Source organism: Pseudomonas sp. Q1-7 (genome assembly GCF_028010285.1).
Taxonomy (GTDB): Bacteria; Pseudomonadota; Gammaproteobacteria; order Pseudomonadales; family Pseudomonadaceae; genus Metapseudomonas.
Genome location: NZ_CP116304.1, coordinates 634,358 through 655,658, shown reverse-complemented (window position 1 = coordinate 655,658; position 21,301 = coordinate 634,358). Strand labels below are relative to the sequence as shown.

Below are 21,301 nucleotides of genomic sequence, written 5' to 3'. Positions count from 1 at the left end.
TTACTCCAGAAACAAGGTGGCCGGCTGCTCCAGCAGACTGCGGATAGCCTGGATGAACTGGGCGGCATCCATTCCATCGACCACACGATGGTCAAACGAACTGGAGAGATTCATGGTCTTGCGAACTACTATCTGCCCTTTCAGCACTACAGGCTTCTCCACGATTCGATTCACCCCAACGATGGCTACCTCGGGAGCATTGATCACCGGGGTCGAAACGATGCCACCCAGGGATCCCAAACTGGTAAGCGTGATGGTGGAGCCCGAAAGTTCCTCGCGTAGAGCTTTGCCGCTGCGAGCAGCGTCGGCCAAGCGAACGACCTCCTGGGCAAAAGCCCAGATATCCATGGCTTCGGAATGCCTCACCACAGGCACCATCAGCCCGGCGTCGCTTTGTGTGGCAATACCCAGGTGTATGCCACCGAAACGTGTCACCACGTCCGCGTCATCGTCGTAGCGAGCGTTGATCTGCGGGAAATCGCGCAAGGCGACCACCATGGCCCGGGCAATAAAGGGCAGGAGCGTCAGCTTCGCGCGGCTGTTTCCGTACTTGCCATTCAGGTGAATGCGCAGCTCTTCCAAGGCAGTGACGTCGACTTCTTCCACATAAGTGAAATGCGGAATGCGCCGCTTCGAGTCCTGCATGCGCTGGGCGATTTTTCTGCGCAGTCCGATCACCGGGATCTGGGTCTCATCCGTGCGAGCGGTATAGATGCCGAGTGAAGTGGATGGCAGTCCAGCCTGGCTCACATAAGCATCGAGGTCTTCGTGCAGAATTCTTCCGGCTGGACCGCTGCCTTGGACGAAGCGCAGCTCAATACCGGCATCCCAGGCACGCTTTCGCACAGCAGGAGATGCCAGCGGGCACTCATTCTCATTGCGTGGCACAAAGGGCTTGGGATTGGAGGCCTGGCAAGATGCTGCCTTCACCGGTGCCCCAGCAGCCTTTGGCTGCTCTGGCGCCGCCGGAGCAGGCGCGGCTGCCACTGGGTTTTGTGCCGGAGCCGGAGCCGGCTCGGCTTCTGGAGCGGGAGGTGGTAGATCACCCTGAGTATTGCCCGCACCCTCTACCTCCAAGCGAATCAGCTCACTGCCAACAGCCAAGACATCACCGGGTTTGCCGCCTAGCGCAAGAATCTTGCCGTTCACCGGCGAAGGGATTTCCACCGTGGCTTTATCGGTCATCACGTCTACCAGAGGCTGGTCTTCCGTGACGATGTCGCCAACCGCCACATTCCAGGTAACCAGCTCAACTTCGGCAATGCCTTCGCCGATGTCCGGCATCTTGATCACATAGGTGCCCATTTAAACCTCCATCACCCGCTTCAGTGCCGCCCCAACCCGACTCGGCCCGGGGAAATACGCCCACTCTTGTGCATGGGGATAGGGAGTGTCCCAGCCCGCAACACGCCCGATAGGAGCTTCCAGGTGGTGGAAGCAATGCTCTTGGATTAGCGATATCAGTTCGGAACCGAAGCCGCAGGTACGAGTGGCCTCATGCACCACAACACAGCGGCCGGTCTTTTTGACCGACTCGACCAGCGTGTCCAAATCCAGGGGCCAGAGGCTGCGCAGGTCGATCACTTCAGCGTCGATTCCAGTCTCCGCTGCTGCTGCGAGAGCGACATAAACAGTAGTGCCGTACGTAATGACAGTGACGGCTTCGCCCGGCCTGACAATGGCGGCCTTGTCGAGCGGTACCGTGTAGTAGCCTTCCGGGACTGCACTGGCCGCGTGCTTCGACCAGGGCACGACCGGGCGATCGTGATGCCCATCGAACGGGCCGTTGTACAGGCGCTTTGGTTCGAGAAAAATCACTGGGTCATCACATTCGATGGCAGAGATCAGTAGCCCTTTCGCGTCATAGGGGTTCGATGGCATCACCGTGCGCAGACCACACACGTGAGTAAAGATCGCCTCTGGACTTTGGCTATGCGTCTGGCCGCCGTAGATACCACCACCAGTGGGCATACGGATGGTCAGAGGGGCCGTGAACTCGCCGGCTGACCGATGCCGTATACGGGCAACCTCTGAAGCAATCTGGTCGAAGGCGGGGTAAACGTAGTCGGCGAACTGGATTTCTATGACGGGGCGAAGACCGTAGGCGCACATGCCAACGGAGGTTCCCACAATGCCACTTTCCGAGATCGGTGCATCGAAAACTCGCGAGGTGCCGAACTTGTTCTGAAGCCCTTCGGTACAACGGAAGACCCCACCGAAATAGCCGACATCCTCGCCGTAGACCACCACGTTCTCGTCGCGCTCCAACATCGTTTCCATGCCCGACCGCAGGGCCTGGATCATGGTCATCGTGCTGGTCGCATTGGCGTGATCTGTCTGAAGGTTGTTGTTAGTAGCATTCATCGAGTCACACTCCTAGTTCCTGGCGCTGACGACGCAGGTGATCTGGCATTTCTTTGTAAACGTCCTCGAAGATCGTGGCAGGGCTGGACATGTGGCCATCGTTGAGCGAACCGTAGCGTTCAGCTTCCTTCTGAGCAGCGATAACCTCAGCCTCCAGCGCCACGGAGAGTTGCTGATGTTCTTCTTCGGACCAATGGCCGATTCGAACCAGATGCTGTTTGAGGCGCTCAATTGGATCCCCCAGCGGGAAGTTCGACCAATCGTCAGCAGGGCGGTATTTGGACGGATCATCCGAGGTGGAGTGCGGGCCAGCCCGGTAGGTCACCCACTCAATCAATGTCGGCCCGAGGTTTCGACGCGCGCGCTCAGCCGCCCACCGAGATACCGCGTAAACCGCCAGGAAATCGTTGCCATCTACGCGGAGAGAAACGATGCCGCAGCCAACGCCGCGATTAGCGAATGTCGTGGATTCTCCACCGGCAATTGCTTGGAAAGTAGAGATTGCCCACTGGTTGTTGACGACGTTCAGAATGACTGGAGCGCGATACACGTGAGCAAATGTCAGGGCCGTTTGAAAGTCCGTTTCGGCGGTTGAACCGTCACCAATCCAGCCAGAGGCGATCCTTGTATCGCCCTTGATGGCCGACGCCATTCCCCATCCAACAGCTTGAACAAACTGCGTACCCAGATTGCCTGAGATACTGAAAAAACCCGCGTCCCGCGACGAATACATACCAGGCAGCTGACGTCCCTTCAGGGAGTCGCGTTCATTCGAGAGCAATTGGCAAATCATGTCCGTGAGCGGGAACTGCCGCGCCATCAGGATGTTTTGCTGACGGTAGGTGGGAAAGAACATGTCATCGCGATTCAAAGCCAGGGCTTGACCACTGCCGATGGCTTCTTCGCCCAGGCACTGGACATAAAACGAGATCTTTTTCTGACGTTGGGCCATGACCATCCGCGCATCGAAGATGCGGGTCTTCAGCATGACGCGCAGACCTTCACGCAGGACCTCTGGCGCTATGGGGGATTCAGCCCAAGGCCCTACGGCCTCGCCTTGTTCGTTGAGGATGCGCACCAAGCCATAGGCCAAGTCAGTAGTCTCTACGGCGGTGACATCGAGTGCTGGCATTCGAGCTGTACCTGCATCCGATAAATGCAAGTAGGAAAAGTCGGAAGTACATCCTGGACGAGCAGGTGGTTCGGGGACATGCAGACGTAGCGGTTCTTGTCGATTCATAGTTTATCTACGCTCGATTGTGTCATGCGTTTATTGCCGAAGCGGACAGCCGCGAGCCTCTCGTAAAGGCCATGAGAAGTTTTTGTTGCGTTGAAACTTGCGGATCTATCCAGTTTAGAGATAACTGACTGGTTGGATTAAACCTGTTTCAGATAATCCTGGGTTGCTTCATTAGTCCTTCTCGCATAATCCAAAATCCAGTCTTTGAAAACCATATGCGCGCGAGACTCTTCAAGTGGCTTGCTATACACGAGGTGCTCAACGTGCCCGGTATTCACCACCTCCTTGACGGGTCTAACGAGAGCGCCATTTTTAAGCTCGGCGAGTGGTGCAACATAAGCCCACATGAGTACGACCCCCTGCCCAGCAAAGGCAGCACGGCAAGCAAGATCGTAATTCGAAACCGAAATAGTATAATTAATACCTCTAGTTTCGCAGCCAACCCGACTAAACCAATCCGGCCATCCTTTCACGGTACGCAAGTGCTTAACTTCAAAATCAATTAAGCTTTCACGAGAAAGGTCCTCAATACTGCCAATTGCTCGACCTTTTAAATAGTCCGGAGTGCAGGCCGGAAAGATGACCTCTTCGAATAGCCCGATGGAGACATAGCCTCCTCGCTGACCCTGGTCATACAGAATAGTAAAATCCGTTTCATTATTCTGTATGGCAGCATAGTCTTCGCCGTCACCAGCGATGACTCTGACTCTTATGTCCGGGTGCTGCTCCTTGAATTCAGCTATACCGGGTAGAAGCCAAAAACTGGCAATCGCCATGCTCGCACTAATGGTGACAGTCGGACTCTTTTCATTTTCAATGGTCTCTACTGTCCTACGCAGTTCGGACAAACTTCTCTCAATCCCACCTAACAGCATTCTTCCTGCTTTGGTTAGATCAAGAGTCTTGTGCGTCCGCGTGAACAACTGGACACCCATGCAGTCTTCCAGGTGTTTGATTTGGCGGCTGACAGCACTTTGCGAAAGATTTATCTCCTCGGCCGCTTTAGTGAAGCTGAGATGTCTGGCCGCAGCTTCAAAAGCTTCAAGATTCTGCAAAGGAGGAAGACGTTTACGTAAAATGCTCATGGCCGCCCCACGGACTCCTACTGTTAGTACTCCTGCCTCCCAACCCAGCGCTCCTTCGCCAGGTAAGCCTTCACACCAATATCCAAGAACGGCCTTGGAGGCAATTTTTCTGGTTTTCCCAACTCCAGCATATCGTCAATCAAGCTGTTTTCCACGCCGCAAGCAAGATCAGCAAGCGTCAAACCTGCGATTGTTTGCTTCGCAATACCTACACCGTTACAGCCGACCGCGGCGTATACGTTTTTGTCGATTTTCCCCCAACACGGCGCACCATTCCGGGTGATGCTGAAAAAGCCCATCCAGAAGTGATCCATCGATACATCGTAGAGTTCGGGGAATCGCGCAAGAAACACGTCCCTGTGCTGCTCTCGGACGCGAGATCGAACAGATTCAGTGACCTGCAGGTTCGGCGTGAAATCGAATTGCTGACGTATCAAGATGCGATGGTCCTGCGTGTATCGCATCGTCGCGCCACTAACTGCATTCGCAGGCGTCACCCCCCACTCCTCAATGTCGCCGAGGCGAGAACGCTGCTCCGGCGTCAATGGGCGAGTCAGACTGCCATAGGACGCAACATTGAACATCTGCCGCTCGAACCCAGGTAACTGGGACGCGCTCCCATTGTTTGCCAAAATCAGCTTACGCGCACTGACAGAACCATGCGCAGTACTTGCCAATATAAGCTTTCCGTACTCCAAATTTGTCACAGCACTGTTTTCGAATATCAAAACGTTCTGAGGCAAGGAGTCAGCCAGCCCCCTGGTCAATGCTGATGGATTCAGGAGTATGCACCCTGGTGTATAAATTCCAGCATGGAAGAAAGAGGTTCCCAGACGCGCTCTAAGCTGTGCTTGCTCCAGCCATTCGTAGGGTTCACCTAGCGTTTCAAGCTCATGCGCATGCTGCTTAAGCAAGGTATCAGCCAGGTGTGGAGCAGCAGCACAGTGGTACTTACCCTTTACGCTCCAATCGCACTTGATCTGGTGCTCGTTAACGATACCGTCTAGGTAGGCGATACCTGCTTTCATCAGCCGCTTATAGTTAGCGGCCTTTTCCAGTTCTGCCGTGGAGCTCCCAACATTGTGGGGGACATCAATTGCGAAGCCGGAGTTCCGGCCAGAAGCGTTGTCCCCTGCTTCACCGGCTTCAAGCACGACAATCTTGTCGTCCGGCCGGTTGTGAGCCAAGCGCCTAGCAGCAGCAAGCCCTGCATAGCCAGCCCCAATGATCAGCCAGTCGGCATTTATGAGTTGGCGCAAGGTCGCATGCGGGCGACGTGGTGGAAGAATGGCTGACCAGCCATTGGTATGGTCATCGTGAGGTCTAAGTTTGATGTCCATTTGCTGTGCTTCCATAATTTCGTTCACTCGCATGGAGGCGTGATGACAAAGAAGACTTTCGCGTTCGATCCGAAGTACTTCACGCGGGTATACTTCGGAATACGCAAAGTCGTATTGGGCCCACCTTCGAAGCGCTCTCCGTCTTCAACCTGGAATCCGAAAGTCCCCTCCAGTACCAACAGGACCTCGTCATAATTCAGCGTTTTATAGGGGGAGTTATCACCATCCCATTTGGCAAACCCTGCCAGGAGAGGCCCTTCATCCGATTCCGGGATGCTCCAGCCCATTTCCACCGCCGAACCTCCGGAAAGTGGGCGCTGACTTAGGACGACCTGCGACTCTTTAACGCTCAGCGGGACAATTTCATTAGTCATCGTGCTTCACTTTTCATATGTCGAGCGCAAGCCCAGTAGTGATAAGTAGCCCAGAGACCAGTGAAGGCACAGCCAAGCAGTACATATCGAAGTGACTCGTCTGGATTACTGATACGGGGCGCAACAAAGTCTGACAGCAAGCCAATAAGTTGCGGCGCAATTGCAAGGTTAGCGATATTGGCCGTGAACAGTAGAATTGCCGAACCTTTGGCACGCATACCTGCAGGGAAAAGGTTTTGCAATATGCCAATCGAGGGACCGATGTAGATATAAGTAATCGGAATAAAGAGCCACAGCAGAATATGGGCAACATCCAAATTAGTGGTGGCGAACAGTGCAATTGAGAATGCAGTACCAAGCAGCGTAGTCCAAGCAATGAAGCCTGACTGATTGGACATCTCTTTATTTCTCAACTGAAGCATCACGAATACGGTAATCAGCATCATTGCTGTGCCGGCAATACCGTGAATCGGACCAAGAATTGCGCCAGCCTCACCCACAGAAAGTGAGTAGGTGCGCACGAGGAATGAAGTTGTCCACCACAGAATGCCCCAGCCCCAGAAGGTAATGACGGTTGCGCCGGCTATCAGATGAAACAAAGCTTTGTGCTGGAGGACATATTTGACAGTATCTTTGAACGCTGCATTTTCACTGGACTTGCCATGCACATCGTCATGGACGCGTTTGGGCTCTCGGATGCACAGCCACACCAAGAGGGCGAATGGCAATCCGCAAAGCCCGAACACAATCAGGGTAGTTCTCCAGCCATATGCATCGTTCAGATACCCCGCACCCGATGCGCCGAACCAAGCCCCCACACTTGCACCAATCCCGTATACCGAGAGGGCGAAGGCTCGCAATTTTGGACGGAACTTGTCTGCAACAATGGAATGGCTAGGAGGGGTGCCACCGGCCTCGCCAATACCGACGCCAATGCGGGCAAGCAGTAACTGCCAGAAGCCCGTGCTCAAGCCACACAATATTGTCATGGCGGACCATACCGCCACCGCAGTTCCGATCATGCGCTTGCGGTTGGTCTTATCCGCCAATGCGCCCAGCGGCAGCCCGGCGCTCACATAGAAGATTGCCAGCGCAACACCGGTCAGAAATCCAACAGATGCGTCACTGAGCTGAAACTCATGCTTAATCGGCTCAATCAGCGTCGAAAGAACATAGCGGTCCGCAATATTAATTGCGTATACCGCCATGAGAATAAGTAGCGTGGTCCAGGCGCCGGAACTTGCTACTACGGAAGAAGTGGTTGGTGACAACGAACCACCAATGCTAGTCGACTGCACTGACATCTTAACCTCCAGTTGCTGATGGGCGCACTCGGCGGTTCCGCCAGCTTCTTTATTGTTTTTGGGGTGGAAGGGGTAGCAGTAGAAACGCCGGAATTACCCAGATCGTTTATGGCGGTCGGATGGAGCTTTGATGGGGTGGTATTGAGCAGTCATGGCGTTCCCTCGGACTTGTTTTTGTTTGAAGGGATGGACGAAGTAGTCCGGTTGCGGTTCTAAAAATACGCCCTGCACCAGGCGGGCAAAAGCGCATTTTCTTTCTGCCATGCATGCAGCGGGCGCATGCACGACCGACTGGACCGCGGTTGCTCCGACGTTTGCTTGAAAAAATGGCAGTCAGTGCGCAGTTTGAAACGCCCCGTCCGATCCCACTGAAGCGGACTGGCATTACTTCGTGGTCTCTAATGCCAGATAAGCTAGCGGGACAGTTGTAGATAGCCTGCAAGGCGCCTAGCCTCGTCAGTCCAAGCGCTAGCCGGCGAACGACGGAGGCAGCTAGAAGACGATTGCGAATGAGAAGTACCCTGGCCCCAGTCCAGGCAGGGTGAAAGCTAATCGCATTCAGGAGGAGTGAGCTTGGGCTGGCTGTCCAGATGAAATGGCAAGCACCCAGTCCCATAAGGTTTTTGCCATCGGAGAGAGATCCCGAGACATAGGGTAGGCGATGTACTGACCGTGCCCCGTCTTGTAAGTCTCATCACACGCCCTGCATAACTTATTTGTTCTGAACTCGTCAGGGAGCGCTTCTGCCCAAGCCAGGGCGACTCCTTCGCCGGCAAGCGCGGCCTTGATCGCTAAATCGTAGCTTGAAACTTTAATTATCGAACCACTGTGTTGCCCCTGAAACCCAACCTGTCGCATCCATTGCCGAGTGGAAATCGTCGCTGGGTCGTTGGATTCAAGCTCTATCAGATCACAGTTGGCCAGATCTGAGAGGCGTTCGATATTATGTTCTTTCTTGTAACTGGAAGTACAGATCGGAAATATCTCTTCTTCAGCAATCCGATGAATTCTGAGATCCTTCCAATTGCCATCTCCGTATAAAATTGCAAAATCCGCATCAGCAAAGTCTATGCTTGACCTGTCCTCTGCCCCAATAACTCGAACATTGATTTTAGGGTGAAGCTTCCTGAAACGTGAAATTAGCGGTATTACGAGATAGCTGGCTATCCCCGAAGTGGCACTTATTGACAAAGTGGGCACCAAGGAACCATCTATTTGCAGGACTGCTTCTTTAATACACTGCAAACTCTGGGTGACTGCCCTGTAAAGAATAGACCCACTATTGGTCAGAATAACTTCATTCCCTTTTCTTTCAAAAAGAGGCGCACCTAGACTCAACTCAAGTCGCTTAATTTGTTTACTGATAGCGCTTTGCGTTAAATGAAGCTCGCTTGCCGCCTTGGTAAAAGTTCCGAGCCGTACAACTGCATCAAATGCCACGATGGCGCTTAAGGGTGGCAGCTTTTTCGAGCTCATGGAGTAGTACCGTCTTGAACGAATGCTTTTGTTAAGCGCTATAGACCTTATGCACTTCAGGGTACATTCAAACCGTTTATGGCGCAATTTGCCGCAGGACGCGACGGTATACCGTTGTTGAGGAAGGAATGCGAGGAGATTCACGTTGCAGGAAAGTGGAGGCAGCGCTTGAGAAAATATCCTGCATGTGTGCTTTGAATGAGCCTTCGTTTCGAGCTTGGGATCCTCGTCTTTTTGCACCGAAGGATTCCGAGCCTAGGCCTTCTTACCGGAGGGGACCGAAGCGCCACCTTCTGATGACGCCTGGTGGCTACTGCCGCTCTGGCAGGGATTGTCGGCCCCAATCGACCCGCTCAGACGTAACCGAACAGCATTGGGCTCAACCTCTTGGCACCGGTTGAGTGCAACTGAAGCACCTAAAGCAAGTCTTCAGAGGACCATCAGTAGTCGATGGCCACGTCGCCTTTGGGAATGCTACAGCAGGACAGGATGTAGCCCTCGGCCACGTCTTCGTCGGTGATACCGCCGTTGTGCTCCATCTCCACGTCGCCGGCGGTCTTCATCACCTTGCAGGTGCCGCAGATGCCCATGCCGCAGGCCTTGGGAATGTGCAGGCCGAGCTTGGCAGCGGCGGCGTGCACGGTCTCGCCAGGAGCGACCCGGATGCTCTTGCCGGTGCCGGTGAATTCCACCAGGTTCATCGCGCCGGCCGGCACCTCGGCAGCGGCTTCGGCCGCCTCGGCGGCGTGTTCGCGCACCTCCTCGCTGACCTCCGGCGGGGTCGGGCCGAAGGCCTCTTCGTGGTAGCGCTTCATGTCGAAGCCGGCGGCTTCCAGCAGTCGCTTGATCGCCGACATGTAGGGCGTGGGACCACAGCAGAAGACCTCGCGCTCCATGAAGTCCGAGGCGATCAGGTCGAGCATCGCCCGGCCGAGGTAGCCGCGGTAGCCGGACCAGGTCTCGCCGATCTCGTACTTCTCGCAGATCAGGTGCAGCTTGAAGTTGTTGATGCGCGAGGCCATATGGCGCAGCTCGCGATGGTAGATGATGTCCTTCGGCGTACGCGCGCTATGCACGAACACCATGTCGACGGCGCCATTGGTGTCGAAGAACCAGCGCGCCATGGACATCACCGGGGTGATGCCGACGCCGCCGGACAGGAACAGCACCTTGTCCGCCGGGAAATCGATGGCATTGAACCGGCCCACCGGACCGTGCACCGGCAGTACGTCGCCTTCCTTGAGATTGTCGTGCAGCCAGTTGGACACCTTGCCGCCCGGCACGCGCTTGATGGTCAGGGAGAAGCTGTAAGGCACCGAGGGCGAACTGGAAATGGTGTAGGAGCGCATGATCGGCTGGCCGTCGATCTCCAGTTCCAGGGTCACGAACTGCCCCGGCTTGAAGAAGAACACCATGGGCTGGTCAGCCATGAAACAGAATGTGCGCACGTCCGAGGTTTCCTGGACCGTCTTGACGCAACGAACGAGGTGACGGCCATTGGTCCACGTTTGCGTATTGATGGATTGCGCGAAGGTATTCATCTCTATTCCGCTCTGCTCTTTGTTGTTTTCATGGTGACCAGCACTTTCACACACGGACAAAATTTCCAGGCAGATGCGGCAGCACTCACCTGCCATTTCTTGCCTGATGTGCCAGCCATTGCGGTTGCTCTACAAGACCAATAGTAATTTGCGCCCCGATCATCGCAATGGATGTTTTGTCATGCGCCGATTCCCTGACGGAATGCCTCGTCGAGCCCATGAAAAAAGGAATACTGGTCATTCCTGACTTTCGTTTGGTGCCGAGATTGATTTGTCTTATAAAACATGAGCGCAAGACGAAAACCGACTCGCTCATTGCGAGCAGCTTAAGGTTAGGCTCATAAAAATATTGAACGCTCGCGCTGGCTCTCGCCACTGACGAATAATTGATGAGGAAAAATAAATGACAGCCTGCAGCCACAACAACAAAAGCGGCATCAATTTTTGTGCATTGGCCGATATATATAGCCAGTGCAAGCGGGGGTACACCCTGCCTCAGGAGCTCTACACTTCTGAGGAAGTTTTTGATTTTGAAATGAAAGCCGTATTCGGTCGTTCCTGGCTGCAGGCAGGTCATTTGGCCGAAATCCCAAAGGTCGGTGATTACATAACCGTCCAGTTGGCGAAAACTTCCGTCGTGATAATCAGGGAGTCGGAAAGTTCGGTTCGCTCGTACTTCAATTCGTGCAGGCACCGCGGCGCCATCATCTGTACAAGCGAAAAAGGATCAGCGCGGCGACTGGTGTGCCCATACCACCAGTGGACCTATGACCTGACGGGCAATCTTATTTTTGCCAAGAATATGCCGTCTGATTTTGACTCGAGCCAGCACGGATTGATTCCAGTTCACTGCGAAGTGGTGGCCGGCGTCATTTTTATTGCGCTGTCCGACGATGTACCTGATTTTTCCGAGTTCCGCAGGCACATTGAGCCGATGCTGGCGCCTCATGACCTGGAAAATGCCAAGATCGCTCATTCGGCTGTTCTTCCTGAGTATGCCAACTGGAAGCTGGTCATGGAGAATGGCCGTGAGTGCTATCACTGCAGTGCAAGGCATCCTGAACTATTGTCTTCCTTCCGTGACCCAACTGAAGACGATTACTTCGAAGGTCAGCCTGAGTGGATGAAAACCTTTGAGGACGTCTGCAAAAACAACGGGCTGATCAATGGTCCTGCGGAGGGGGCTTGGTTCGATATCTTACGCTTCCCGATTAAAGAAGGAGTTAACTCCCTAACCCTGGACGGAAGATACGGTTGCTCCAAACTGCTGATTCCTTCTGGCGAAGGTAATATCGGAACCCTTCGCTGGGCCACGGAGCCAAGCGCATTCAGCCACGCGCTGAGAGACCATGCCTTTACCTTTGAGAGCTGGCCAATCAGTGTTGGGATCACACATGTAAAGGCGAAATGGCTTGTCCATAAAGATGCAGTCGAAGGTCAGGACTACGAACTTCCACACTTGACGGCACTCTGGAATGCCACCAACGATCAGGACAAATGGCTGGCAGAAAACAACTTCCTCGGCGTTCAAGGCGCAGGATATGTTCCAGGCCCTTATTCCTCGAGCGATGAGAAAAAGGTCGTGGATTTTGTGAACTGGTATCTTGATACTGTGCAAAGCTACCTGAACAAATAAGTCTACCAATAAATAAACAGGTGCTCGCCATTCTCAGACTCGATGAAATTGCGAATTTATCAATTTCACGTTTGAGATTGGCGGGAACTGCTCATCGGACTCTACGATTAGAAGCACTGGTAATGGCCCACGCGATAACGTATGCCGCCATTTTCTACCAATGCTCTCGACCGATTTCGCTCAACAGGAAACGGCGTTGTCGAGCGTGACACAGCAAATAATCCAGTTCCGCCCCCCCCCCCGTTCACCGAACCTGAAGCACCTTGCGCATGAACACCCGAGCGAACCCATTTTCTGCGGCTCTATGGGTTTCTTGGTAACCAAGTTTTTTGTAGATTTCAATGTTTTCACTCATCAGTTCATGAGTGTATAGCCGTATAGCATCGCATCCAGTACGCAGCGCATAGTTCTCACAGAACGTCATCAGCATTTTCCCAAAACCTTTGCCTTTGCAGCGAGGCAACACAGCGATATTGATAAGGAGCAGTTCTGTGTTCTCCTGGCTCATTACAATCACCCCCACGATATCCGTACGCTCTGTCAGCACGAACGTAGGGGTATCAATTACCACCTGCCGATAGTCATCAAGCATAGGGGCCGGTCTTTTGCCAATTCTGGAGATGTAGGGTGTGTTTGCCTCGCTGACCAGCGAGGCGATACATTCGGCATCGTCCTGATGAGCCCGGCGAATAGCTCTTACAGTCTGCAATGCTTGTCTCCCAAAGCAATCAACTTTCGCATCAGCTAAGCATGCGGTACAGATGCAAAGTTGCCAATGTCCACTTCGGGTCGGTTAGGGAAACTCCGAATAAGTCAGCAACGCGCAGCCGAATGGCGACCTGATCGCTTATCAGCCTATATCTTCGGGGGCTGACTTCACCAAGAACCAGGGTTTTGCACAGGCTTCAGCGGTTACGGACGCACCTGGCCCGCATCGCCAGCAACTGTCGACGCACCGTCCAGAGATTCAGCGGTGGTGTCAGCGGCAAGAGCATGCGCGATAAGGATTCTTATTATTGTTTATGTAAAATCGATAATTTTGCTAATTTCCCTATAACCGTGGTCCAAATGCGCCAAGTGCTTCTTTTCCAAATAGCAGCAAGAAAGGTCCATGCGGCTCTAGGGCAGGGTCAATCGCCAGTTAGGGAAACTCCGGAAGAGTCCTGGGCGATCTGCTGAAATGGCGTTCTCACTGAACCTGAGCCCTGCCGCATGAACCAGATGAGCTTTTCCGATGCCGAGTACGCCGGCAAACGCAAACAGACCCGGCGCGAGCGCTTTCTGGCGGAGATGGAACGGGTGGTGCCCTGGGCCGGGCTGTTGGCACTGATCGAGCCGTTCTACCCCAAGGCTGGCAATGGCCGTCCTCCGTATCCGCTGGACACCATGTTGCGCATCCACCTGCTGCAAAACTGGTTCGCCCTCAGCGATCCGGCGATGGAGGAAGCGCTGTACGAGATCACCTCGTTGCGTCAGTTCGCCAAGCTGTCGCTGACCCAGGGCCGTATCCCGGAAGACACGACGATCATGAGTTTCCGCCACCTGCTGGAGCAGCACGATCTGGCAGCGGGCATTCTGGCGGTGATCAATGACCACCTGAGTGAGCGCGGACTTCCGAGGACTGGCCAAGAACACTGCGCAACTTGTCACCTTGTTCGCCCTTTCGAACCTGTGGATGGCCCGCCGACAGTTACTGGCTGATGCAGGAGTGGTGCGCCTGTAAATCGCAGAAACCCCGACAAAACCGGGTTTCCGGACGAATCGGCTCGTTGCGGCTGTACTGAGAACACATTGAACAGGCTATTGGCGGATTGGCGCTGGCTTGTTCGGAGTTTCCTTAGCGACCGCGCACCATAGCTAATGCCCCCTGCCCTCCCTCAACGCGGAGGACAGGTCATGAACATCATTGCTACGTGCAGCCATCAACCCTGGAACAAGAGAAATCTTGTCGGGCAGAAAGCCCCGCTCCGGCTTAAAGAAATTTGGGCCATTCGAGTAAGACCTCAGCTCACGGAGAGGAGTCGCGATCTGGCGCTCTTCAATTTGGCTATCAACAGCAAGCTGCGAGCCTGTGACCTAACCAAGCTCCGTGTGCGGGACATAGCCCATGGAAAACATGTGTCGTCACGAGCCATCGCGATGCAGCAGAACACGCAGCGGCAAGTACAATCTGAAATCACCGAGCAAACCGGAACGCCCCTGGAGGCGTGGATGCGTAAGGCCGTGACCTAACCGCGAATGGACCGCGCCCTCAAATCCTGAGTCTGTTCAACCAACCAATCGCGGAGCACCTGCATTTCCACCGACTCGGCCAGATCGCGACGACAGACAAAGTAGTGCTTTCGATCTTCGGCGAGATAAGTCTCGCTGAACGGCCTTACCAGCTTGCCCGCGTCCAACTGCGGCTGGACCAAATGACGCCAGACCAGGCCGACACCCACCTCCTTCTGGACCGCATCCAGCAGCTTGGAGAAATGGCTGAAATCCATCGTCTCCCGACACATCGCAGCATCGAAGCCAAACTGCTTCAGCCAGAACGACCAATCGACGGGCACGCAAAGCCTGGCTTTCCAATTGTCGGCCCTGAGGTTCAGTAGCGTGACGCTCATCAGCCCTTCCAGGGTGGTGATCTGGGGGTTCTGCTGGAGAAAACCGGGTGTACAGACTGGGAATATCTCTTCAGTGAAGAGGTACTCGGCCACATAGTGCGGATGCTCTTCGAGTCCCAGAGTCACCGCAGCACTGAAACTCACCTGATAGTCGGGGTTTTCCTCGCAGCTAATCAGATGCAAGTGCAGTTCAGGGTGCAGGGCTCGCAGTTGCTTCAGCCTCGGCATCAGCCATAGCTGAGCGAAAGCGGTAGTGGTTGTCAGGGCCAGGTAATCCAGACTGTTGCGTCGCAGCAGCTCGCGGGACGCCGTAGCAATGTGATGCAAGGCGGAAGATGCCGCGAGGTACAACGCATGTCCGTCGCTGGTGAGCTGGACCTTGCGGTTGCTGCGCAGGAACAAATTCAAGCCATAAAAGTCTTCCAGCGTTTGGATCTGGCGACTGACCGCCGCCTGAGTCACACAGAGCTCCTCCGCCGCCATCTTGAAACTGCCATGGCGAGCCGCCGCTTCGAAAGTGCGCAGTGCGTTCAATGGCGGGAGTAGCTGCCTGAGGTTAGTCATTGGGTACGTCTGAGCCGGACACTTCAAGCAGTTAACCAAAGCGCAACTGGAAATGATAGGAGCCGGCTGGACTTGTGAATATTTCGGTGAACGCGACCGGAACCCACTTCACCAAAAGCTAAGTGAAGGCCGCGAAAACTCGTTCGCCATCGGTTCGCGGACTATCGATCATTGACCTCAAATCCCCCCAGAGGTAGCAAAGCGAAGCCATGAGGTTCAACAACAAAGTTGCCGTCATTTCTGGAGGCGCCGGTCGGTCCCTGGTCCGGCTTTTCATCGCAGAAGCTGCGCGCCTGATGCTCTCAGTCATCAACTCTGCCGGCTTAGGCCATGACCGATAAAGCCCGCGAGTCTGGTGCCCACGCTGGCCAACTGGCGGGCAATCGGCGGGTGAAGGATACGATGAAGCGGTGTCATCGTTCGCGCGGTCGTAGTCTTCAGCGGCATCGACATCCTGCTCAACAATGCCGGGATCAATCCCCGCGGTGGGGGGAGGTGGTCGGTAGCTTTGCACTTGCATTGTGAACCCCGAAGCCGCGAGATCGATGGCCGACCGGCTGAATCCGCAGTCGAAGCGGACGTATTGGCACAGAAGTAAAAACCGTTCACTGCGCCTGGCGATCTAGAGCAACTTCGAGACGCTCCAAAAAAGCTTGTACTCGGTAAGGTATCTGCCGGCGCGTGGGTAATACAGCAGTGATAGAAAGCTGTTCGGAAACAGCATCATCTAACTCAACCTGAACCAGGCTGCCGTCGCTCAACTCGTTGCGGATATCCCAGTAGGTCAGCATCGCCAGCCCCAAGCCGTTCTTGCTGGCTGCGCGAACCGCTTCGACACTATTTGCGGAAAAGGCCCCCTCTGCTCGGATAGCGACAACCTCTCCTCGCTGCACAAATGACCAACAAGGCATACCGTGCAGAGCGATGCACTGGTGCGTCTTAAGCTCGTCGAGCGTGCTCGGCCTACCATGGCGGGCCAGATAGTCGGGACTGGCACAAAGCACGCGCGGATTGGGTGCCAAGGGGCGAGCTACTAATTCTGAATCCTGCAGAGTCGCGATCCGAATGGCCAAGTCAATCCCCATGCCAACAATATCGACGATGCTATCCGACAGCGTCAGGTCTACTTCCAGCGCCGGATTATCGGCCAGCAACGAGGGAATCAGAGGCATGATCACAGCCTGACCAAACACCGTTGGCGCCGTGACTCGCAATACACCGCTAGCCGTTCCTGCATTAGCCTTCAGCATTGTCCTGGCCGACTCTTCAGCCTCCAGAATCGTATTCGCATAGGGGAGGAACACTTCCCCCTCTGATGTGAGCGACACCGAGCGGGTGGTCCGGTGAACAAGGCGCACACCCAGCTCTCGCTCCAGAGAAGCCAACCGCCGTGAAACTGTCATGGGAGACAACCCCAGCCGTCGCGCCGCGCCGGAAAGACTGCCGCTGGCAGCTATCGCGGAAAATACCTCCACCTCAGGGATTTGCATGCTTTATATCTCATTCGGTTAAAGCGGCTTATCCATCTCACCGTCTTCTGGCTCGCCCAGCAAGGGCTTATCTTCCTCGCTCATTCCTGAAAATCAGCCCCCTTCGGGACCAGGACATCAGAGCATGAAGACATCCCCCCTCCAGATTCTAACTCGATACGATATTGGCGGCGTCCAATTGAGTAACAGGCTAGCCGTCGCCCCGATGACCCGTGTCAGTGCTACGGAAAGTGGGAGCGCCACGACGGAAATGGCCCGCTACTACGAGCGCTTCGCCAAAGGTGGCTTCGGGCTGGTCATCACAGAAGGCATCTACACGGACCAAAAATTCTCTCAGGGCTATCCTTTCCAGCCCGGCATCACCGATCAAGCGCAAGCCACAGCGTGGCGAGCAATCACTGACCTGATTCACAGCCATCAGGGCGCAGTGTTCGCGCAGATCATGCATGCAGGAGCGCTAAGCCAAGGGAATCGCTTTCTGGGCAATTCTGCCGCGCCATCGACGATTCGCCCCAAGGGAACACAAATGAATTTCTACTACGGCCAGGGCGAGTACCCGATACCGAAAGCAATGACGGATGAAGACATCGCTGACGCCATCGCAGGGTTCGCTCATACCGCGCAACTGGCCATAAACACCTCGGGATTCGACGGTATCGAGATACACGGCGCGAACGGCTATCTGCTCGATCAATTCATCACTGACTACACCAACCAACGTAGCGACCGCTGGGGGGGTAATGTGCAAAATCGAATTGCCCTGACACTTGAGGTGATCAAGGCCGTGAGAGCTGTGGCAGAGAGCGTTCCTGTAGGTGTTCGGATTTCGCAGAGCAAGGTCAACGACTACGAGCACAAATGGGCGGAGGGAGAAGCGGCCGCAGAAGTAATTTTCGGCTCGCTGGCCGACGCAGGTGTCAATTTCATCCATGTCACCGAGTTTGAAGCGTGGAAGCCAGCATTCAGGCAGGGAGATACCAGTCTGGTAACTTTGGCGCGCCGATACGCTCCAAGTGTTTCCGTGATCGCCAATGGCGGATTGCACGACATCCAGCACGCCGAACGCGCTCTAAGAGATGGCGCAGACATCATCGCCCTCGGAAAGGCGGCCTTGGCAAACCCTGACTTTCCGAATCGCCTCGCAGAGAATCACCCAATTGCCGATTTCGACCCGACAATCCTGGGCCCAATAGCCAACATCAAAGCGAGTGAGGTAGCGCCGAGTCAGGCTCACTGATCCAGTTTTCGGCCATGTAAGGCACCTTGGGGAAACCCTGATGAAGACTTCCCGTCTCTGGTGCAATACGCCGATCCCCTTGCCTCATGAAGCAGATGCCCTTTGCCGACGCCGAGTACGCCGGCAAGGCAAGCAGACCCGCAAGGAGTTGTTTCTGATCGAAATGGATCAGGTGGTGCCGTGGTAGGGCTTGATCGCCCCGATCAAGCCGCGTTACCCGAAGGGCGAAGGTGGTCGTCCGGCATATTTGCTGATGGCGATGCTGCGCGAGCATCTGATGCAGAACTGGTTCGGCCACAGCGATCTGGCGATGGAGGAAGCGCTGTACGAGAAGCCCCTCTTGCGCCAGTTTTCCGGGCTGAGCCTGCAGCGCATTCCCGACGAGATTGTCATCCTCAACTTCCGTCGTTTGCTGGAGAAGCACGAACTGGCCGTAAGGATTCTGGCCGTGATTAATGGCTACCTGAGTGATCGCGGTCTGTCGCTGCGCCAAGGCGCCATCGTTGATGTGACGCTAATTTATGCGCCCACTAGGTATTCCCAACCCGGGGCGACTCACATCTTGAGGCAGTAGCATCAGGTGCTTTCCCTTCTAAGGGCGGGCCGGTGACATGCATTCGTACCATTCCGCCCCGTTTCAGATGGGACTCAATCCAGAGCAACTACTGCTTCAACTTCTACACGCGCGCCCTTCGGAATGGCGGACACTTGATAGCAAGCACGCGCAGGATATGGATCTGCGAAGAACCCGCTATAAACCTCGTTCACAGCAGCAAACTCACTGAGATCAGTAAGCAGCACGGTGGTCTTAACCGTCCTGGTGATGCTGGTTCCAGCAGCTTCCGCAATGGCGCGCAGATTGGTCAGACACTGGTGGATTTGCTGCGCAGCGTCGTCACCAGCGATGGCACCGGTAGCAGGGTCCAACGGGAGTTGCCCGGAGATGAAGAGGAAGCCTCCATGGGCAATCGCCTGCGAGTATGGACCGATGGCTGCGGGAGCTTCGACGCTTTCAATCTTTTTCATCGTGATGCACCTTTAATTGCGGGTTGTTAACCAGAAACCATCACCCGATGCGCACTTCACCGCTGAACCCACGGGAAGTCGAACCGGGCAACGGCAATTTGTCGGCATCGAGAATCAGGCAAATTTCTGTGCCGCCCAAAATGACGGAATCTGTGCCTTGGGGCCTCTGCCTTCTCGATGAGAGTTAGCAGCACGTCGCGCAAGCTGTCCGGCACTTTCCCGGCGCTGAGCCCTTCAAGGCCTCGTGAACGGACGTGGGCCCTTTAGCGTGCAGTGAATGAGCTAGGCACTCGTAGTGTCGTAGCGAGAAATGTCGAGCCCAGCGATGCTGATTTGAGCCTTCTTCGCCGACATCACGTCAGCGAGGACGCGGCCGGACCCGCAGGACATGGTCCAGCCGAGGGTGCCATGCCCGGTATTGAGATACAGGTTTCGGTAAGGCGTGGCGCCCACAATCGGCGTGCCATCCGGAGTCGCGGGACGCAGCCCTGTCCAGAAGGTTGCCTGACTAAGATCGCCACCCTTCGGATAGAGGTCAGCGGTGACCATTTCCAAGGTGTCGCGACGGGCCGGGTTCAGCGACAGGTCGAAACCAGCGATCTCGGCCATGCCTCCTACGCGAATGCGGTTATCGAAACGGGTAATGGCAACCTTGTAGGTCTCGTCGAGGATGGTCGAGGTCGGTGACATGGCCGGATCGATGATTGGTACCGTCAGGGAGTAACCTTTAAGCGGATAGATTGGCACCTTGAGCCCCAACGGCGCCAACATCTGCGGGCTGTAGCTGCCAAGGGCCAGGACATAGCGATCAGCTTTCTCGAGCTTCCCATCGACCCATACGCCGGTAATTTGGTCGCCGGCGAAGTCCAGGCGCTCGATGTTCCGACCGAAGCGGAATTCCACACCCAGCTGCACTGCCATCTCGGCGAGGCGGGTAGTGAACATCTGGCAGTCGCCGGTCTGGTCGTTGGGTAGGCGCAACGCACCCGCCAGCTTGTGTTTGACGTTGGCCAGCGCGGGTTCCACACGGGCGATGCCATCGCGGTCGAGCAGCTCGTAGGGCACGCCCGAAGCTTCGAGCACGGCGGTGTCCTTGACGGCAGCGTCAACCTGGGCCTGGGTGCGGAACAGTTGAGTGGTGCCGAGCTGGCGGCCTTCGTAGGCGATGCCGGTTTCAGTGCGGAGTTCATCGAGGCAGTCCCGGCTGTACTCGGACAGGCGGACCATGCGCTCCTTGTTCACGGCGTAGCGCGCAGCAGTGCAGTTCAGCAGCATCTGGGTCATCCAAATGTACTGATCCATATTGGAGGTCAGCTTGATCGCCAACGGCGCATGCTGCTGGACCATCCATTTCATGGCTTTCAGCGGCACACCGGGCGCCGCCCACGGTGAAGCGTATCCGGGGGAAACCTGACCGGCATTTCCGAAACTGGTCTCTTCAGCAGGGCCATTCTGACGATCGATTACGACTACCTCGAAACCTGCACGAGCCAGGTAGTACGCACTTGTCGTACCGACTACACCGCTGCCGAGCACCAGAACACGCATAGCTTTCACCCCTTTGTCCTCGGCGAAGCCGACGGATCTTTTATTGATTATCAGGGAGCGCAGTATAGGTACCCGCCAGCAGTGAAATTCACTGTTTAACACCGATTGTTCGGGTGAAGAGCGCGCTAATTTGATGATTCTCGCGGCATTAACCATGAAATTACACTGCGATTTTGAGGTTTTTGTGGTGAATTTTGCCGAGACAAGCAAGAGCTATCGCAGAATTGCTTGGCGAGCCAGGCTTCGGGCCAGCTGAGCCGCAGAGATCATGGCGCTGGCGTAGAGTGATTACGCGCTAACGCGCGACGGTAAAGCGGAAATGCCCGCCCTGTGTGGCACATGGCCATTTACCCCAGCAAGCAGGTACCATCAGGCCGGAACGGCCATTCTTGTTGTGCAATAGCCCCAGGGGCAGCAGCAGGATTTCCATACCTACACGCTTGACCTACGGTCAAGCACTCTAATGA

The 21,301-nt window shown here is 55.2% G+C and carries 16 protein-coding genes and 3 pseudogenes; 5 read left to right on the top strand and 14 right to left on the bottom strand.

Going from position 1 to position 21,301, the window contains the following annotated elements; translation table 11 throughout:
- The 9 genes from PJW05_RS02940 to gbcB form a co-directional block, all read right to left on the bottom strand.
- Positions 1-1,305 carry a dihydrolipoamide acetyltransferase family protein gene (locus tag PJW05_RS02940; RefSeq protein WP_108240790.1) on the bottom strand — a complete coding sequence of 435 codons (1,305 nt, stop codon included), beginning with the start codon at positions 1,303-1,305 and terminating at the stop codon, positions 1-3.
- Positions 1,306-2,364 carry an alpha-ketoacid dehydrogenase subunit beta gene (locus PJW05_RS02935; RefSeq protein ID WP_108240789.1) on the bottom strand — a complete coding sequence of 353 codons (1,059 nt, stop codon included), beginning with the start codon at positions 2,362-2,364 and terminating at the stop codon, positions 1,306-1,308. It lies immediately after the preceding gene.
- 4 nt (positions 2,365-2,368) lie between these two features.
- Positions 2,369-3,604, bottom strand: coding sequence for a thiamine pyrophosphate-dependent enzyme (locus PJW05_RS02930; RefSeq protein WP_108240788.1), 1,236 nt, complete (start codon positions 3,602-3,604; stop codon positions 2,369-2,371).
- Between the two features lie 137 nt (positions 3,605-3,741).
- Positions 3,742-4,689, bottom strand: a complete 948-nt coding sequence (locus PJW05_RS02925) for a LysR substrate-binding domain-containing protein (RefSeq protein WP_108240787.1) — start codon at positions 4,687-4,689, stop codon at positions 3,742-3,744.
- Positions 4,690-4,712: 23 nt separating this feature from the next.
- Complete coding sequence (locus PJW05_RS02920) at positions 4,713-6,029, bottom strand: NAD(P)/FAD-dependent oxidoreductase (RefSeq protein WP_108240786.1); 1,317 nt, start codon at positions 6,027-6,029, stop codon at positions 4,713-4,715.
- 23 nt (positions 6,030-6,052) lie between these two features.
- A complete protein-coding gene (locus tag PJW05_RS02915; RefSeq protein ID WP_108240785.1) occupies positions 6,053-6,403 on the bottom strand; it encodes a hypothetical protein in 351 nt (116 codons plus the stop codon).
- On the bottom strand, positions 6,400-7,707 hold the full coding sequence (locus PJW05_RS02910) for a spinster family MFS transporter (protein WP_108240784.1): 1,308 nt from the start codon (positions 7,705-7,707) through the stop codon (positions 6,400-6,402). Before PJW05_RS02910 ends, PJW05_RS02915 begins: the two co-directional genes overlap by 4 nt.
- A 558-nt stretch (positions 7,708-8,265) precedes the next feature.
- Entirely contained in the window at positions 8,266-9,183 is a 918-nt protein-coding gene (locus PJW05_RS02905; RefSeq protein WP_108240783.1) for a LysR family transcriptional regulator, read from the bottom strand.
- A gap of 440 nt (positions 9,184-9,623) precedes the next feature.
- Positions 9,624-10,724, bottom strand: coding sequence for a glycine-betaine demethylase subunit GbcB (gene gbcB / locus PJW05_RS02900; protein WP_108240782.1), 1,101 nt, complete (start codon positions 10,722-10,724; stop codon positions 9,624-9,626).
- A 403-nt stretch (positions 10,725-11,127) separates the two neighbouring features.
- Between gbcB and PJW05_RS02895 the strand changes: the two genes are divergently transcribed.
- On the top strand, positions 11,128-12,360 hold the full coding sequence (locus tag PJW05_RS02895; RefSeq protein ID WP_108240781.1) for an aromatic ring-hydroxylating oxygenase subunit alpha: 1,233 nt from the start codon (positions 11,128-11,130) through the stop codon (positions 12,358-12,360).
- Between the two features lie 244 nt (positions 12,361-12,604).
- Here the strand turns inward: PJW05_RS02895 and PJW05_RS02890 are convergent, their stop codons facing one another.
- Positions 12,605-13,069 carry a GNAT family N-acetyltransferase gene (locus PJW05_RS02890; RefSeq protein ID WP_108240780.1) on the bottom strand — a complete coding sequence of 155 codons (465 nt, stop codon included), beginning with the start codon at positions 13,067-13,069 and terminating at the stop codon, positions 12,605-12,607.
- Between the two features lie 503 nt (positions 13,070-13,572).
- Between PJW05_RS02890 and PJW05_RS02885 the strand changes: the two are divergent.
- Positions 13,573-13,974: pseudogene (locus PJW05_RS02885) on the top strand (transposase); the annotation flags it as partial.
- A 282-nt stretch (positions 13,975-14,256) separates the two neighbouring features.
- Positions 14,257-14,583 (top strand): annotated as a pseudogene (locus PJW05_RS02880) (integrase); the annotation flags it as partial.
- Positions 14,584-14,588: 5 nt separating this feature from the next.
- Here the strand turns inward: PJW05_RS02880 and PJW05_RS02875 are convergent.
- Together PJW05_RS02875 and PJW05_RS02870 are read right to left on the bottom strand one after the other, a co-directional pair.
- Positions 14,589-15,503 carry a LysR substrate-binding domain-containing protein gene (locus PJW05_RS02875; protein ID WP_226923104.1) on the bottom strand — a complete coding sequence of 305 codons (915 nt, stop codon included), beginning with the start codon at positions 15,501-15,503 and terminating at the stop codon, positions 14,589-14,591.
- Positions 15,504-16,138: 635 nt separating this feature from the next.
- Positions 16,139-17,023 carry a LysR family transcriptional regulator gene (locus PJW05_RS02870; protein WP_108240778.1) on the bottom strand — a complete coding sequence of 295 codons (885 nt, stop codon included), beginning with the start codon at positions 17,021-17,023 and terminating at the stop codon, positions 16,139-16,141.
- A 124-nt stretch (positions 17,024-17,147) separates the two neighbouring features.
- On the opposite strand from PJW05_RS02870, the gene PJW05_RS02865 reads away from it, so the two are divergent.
- Together PJW05_RS02865 and PJW05_RS02860 are read left to right on the top strand one after the other, a co-directional pair.
- Positions 17,148-18,260, top strand: coding sequence for an oxidoreductase (locus PJW05_RS02865; protein WP_108240777.1), 1,113 nt, complete (start codon positions 17,148-17,150; stop codon positions 18,258-18,260).
- Positions 18,261-18,346: 86 nt separating this feature from the next.
- Positions 18,347-18,792 (top strand): annotated as a pseudogene (locus tag PJW05_RS02860) (transposase); the annotation flags it as partial.
- Positions 18,793-18,908: 116 nt separating this feature from the next.
- On the opposite strand, the gene PJW05_RS02855 reads toward PJW05_RS02860, so the two are convergent.
- Positions 18,909-19,286, bottom strand: a complete 378-nt coding sequence (locus PJW05_RS02855) for a RidA family protein (protein WP_108240776.1) — start codon at positions 19,284-19,286, stop codon at positions 18,909-18,911.
- A gap of 282 nt (positions 19,287-19,568) precedes the next feature.
- On the bottom strand, positions 19,569-20,834 hold the full coding sequence (gene dadA / locus PJW05_RS02850; protein ID WP_108240775.1) for a D-amino acid dehydrogenase: 1,266 nt from the start codon (positions 20,832-20,834) through the stop codon (positions 19,569-19,571).
- Between the last annotated feature and the right edge of the window lie 467 nt (positions 20,835-21,301).

Excerpts from the sequence above, each read along its gene's own strand:
- PJW05_RS02940 (WP_108240790.1), bottom strand. The coding sequence starts at position 1,305 with ATGGGCACCTATGTGATCAAGATGCCGGACATCGGCGAAGGCATTGCC.
- PJW05_RS02935 (WP_108240789.1), bottom strand. The coding sequence starts at position 2,364 with ATGAATGCTACTAACAACAACCTTCAGACAGATCACGCCAATGCGACC.
- PJW05_RS02930 (WP_108240788.1), bottom strand. The coding sequence starts at position 3,604 with ATGAATCGACAAGAACCGCTACGTCTGCATGTCCCCGAACCACCTGCT.
- PJW05_RS02925 (WP_108240787.1), bottom strand. The coding sequence starts at position 4,689 with ATGAGCATTTTACGTAAACGTCTTCCTCCTTTGCAGAATCTTGAAGCT.
- PJW05_RS02920 (WP_108240786.1), bottom strand. The coding sequence starts at position 6,029 with ATGGACATCAAACTTAGACCTCACGATGACCATACCAATGGCTGGTCA.
- PJW05_RS02915 (WP_108240785.1), bottom strand. The coding sequence starts at position 6,403 with ATGACTAATGAAATTGTCCCGCTGAGCGTTAAAGAGTCGCAGGTCGTC.
- PJW05_RS02910 (WP_108240784.1), bottom strand. The coding sequence starts at position 7,707 with ATGTCAGTGCAGTCGACTAGCATTGGTGGTTCGTTGTCACCAACCACT.
- PJW05_RS02905 (WP_108240783.1), bottom strand. The coding sequence starts at position 9,183 with ATGAGCTCGAAAAAGCTGCCACCCTTAAGCGCCATCGTGGCATTTGAT.
- gbcB (WP_108240782.1), bottom strand. The coding sequence starts at position 10,724 with ATGAATACCTTCGCGCAATCCATCAATACGCAAACGTGGACCAATGGC.
- PJW05_RS02895 (WP_108240781.1), top strand. The coding sequence starts at position 11,128 with ATGACAGCCTGCAGCCACAACAACAAAAGCGGCATCAATTTTTGTGCA.
- PJW05_RS02870 (WP_108240778.1), bottom strand. The coding sequence starts at position 17,023 with ATGCAAATCCCTGAGGTGGAGGTATTTTCCGCGATAGCTGCCAGCGGC.
- PJW05_RS02865 (WP_108240777.1), top strand. The coding sequence starts at position 17,148 with ATGAAGACATCCCCCCTCCAGATTCTAACTCGATACGATATTGGCGGC.
- PJW05_RS02855 (WP_108240776.1), bottom strand. The coding sequence starts at position 19,286 with ATGAAAAAGATTGAAAGCGTCGAAGCTCCCGCAGCCATCGGTCCATAC.
- dadA (WP_108240775.1), bottom strand. The coding sequence starts at position 20,834 with ATGCGTGTTCTGGTGCTCGGCAGCGGTGTAGTCGGTACGACAAGTGCG.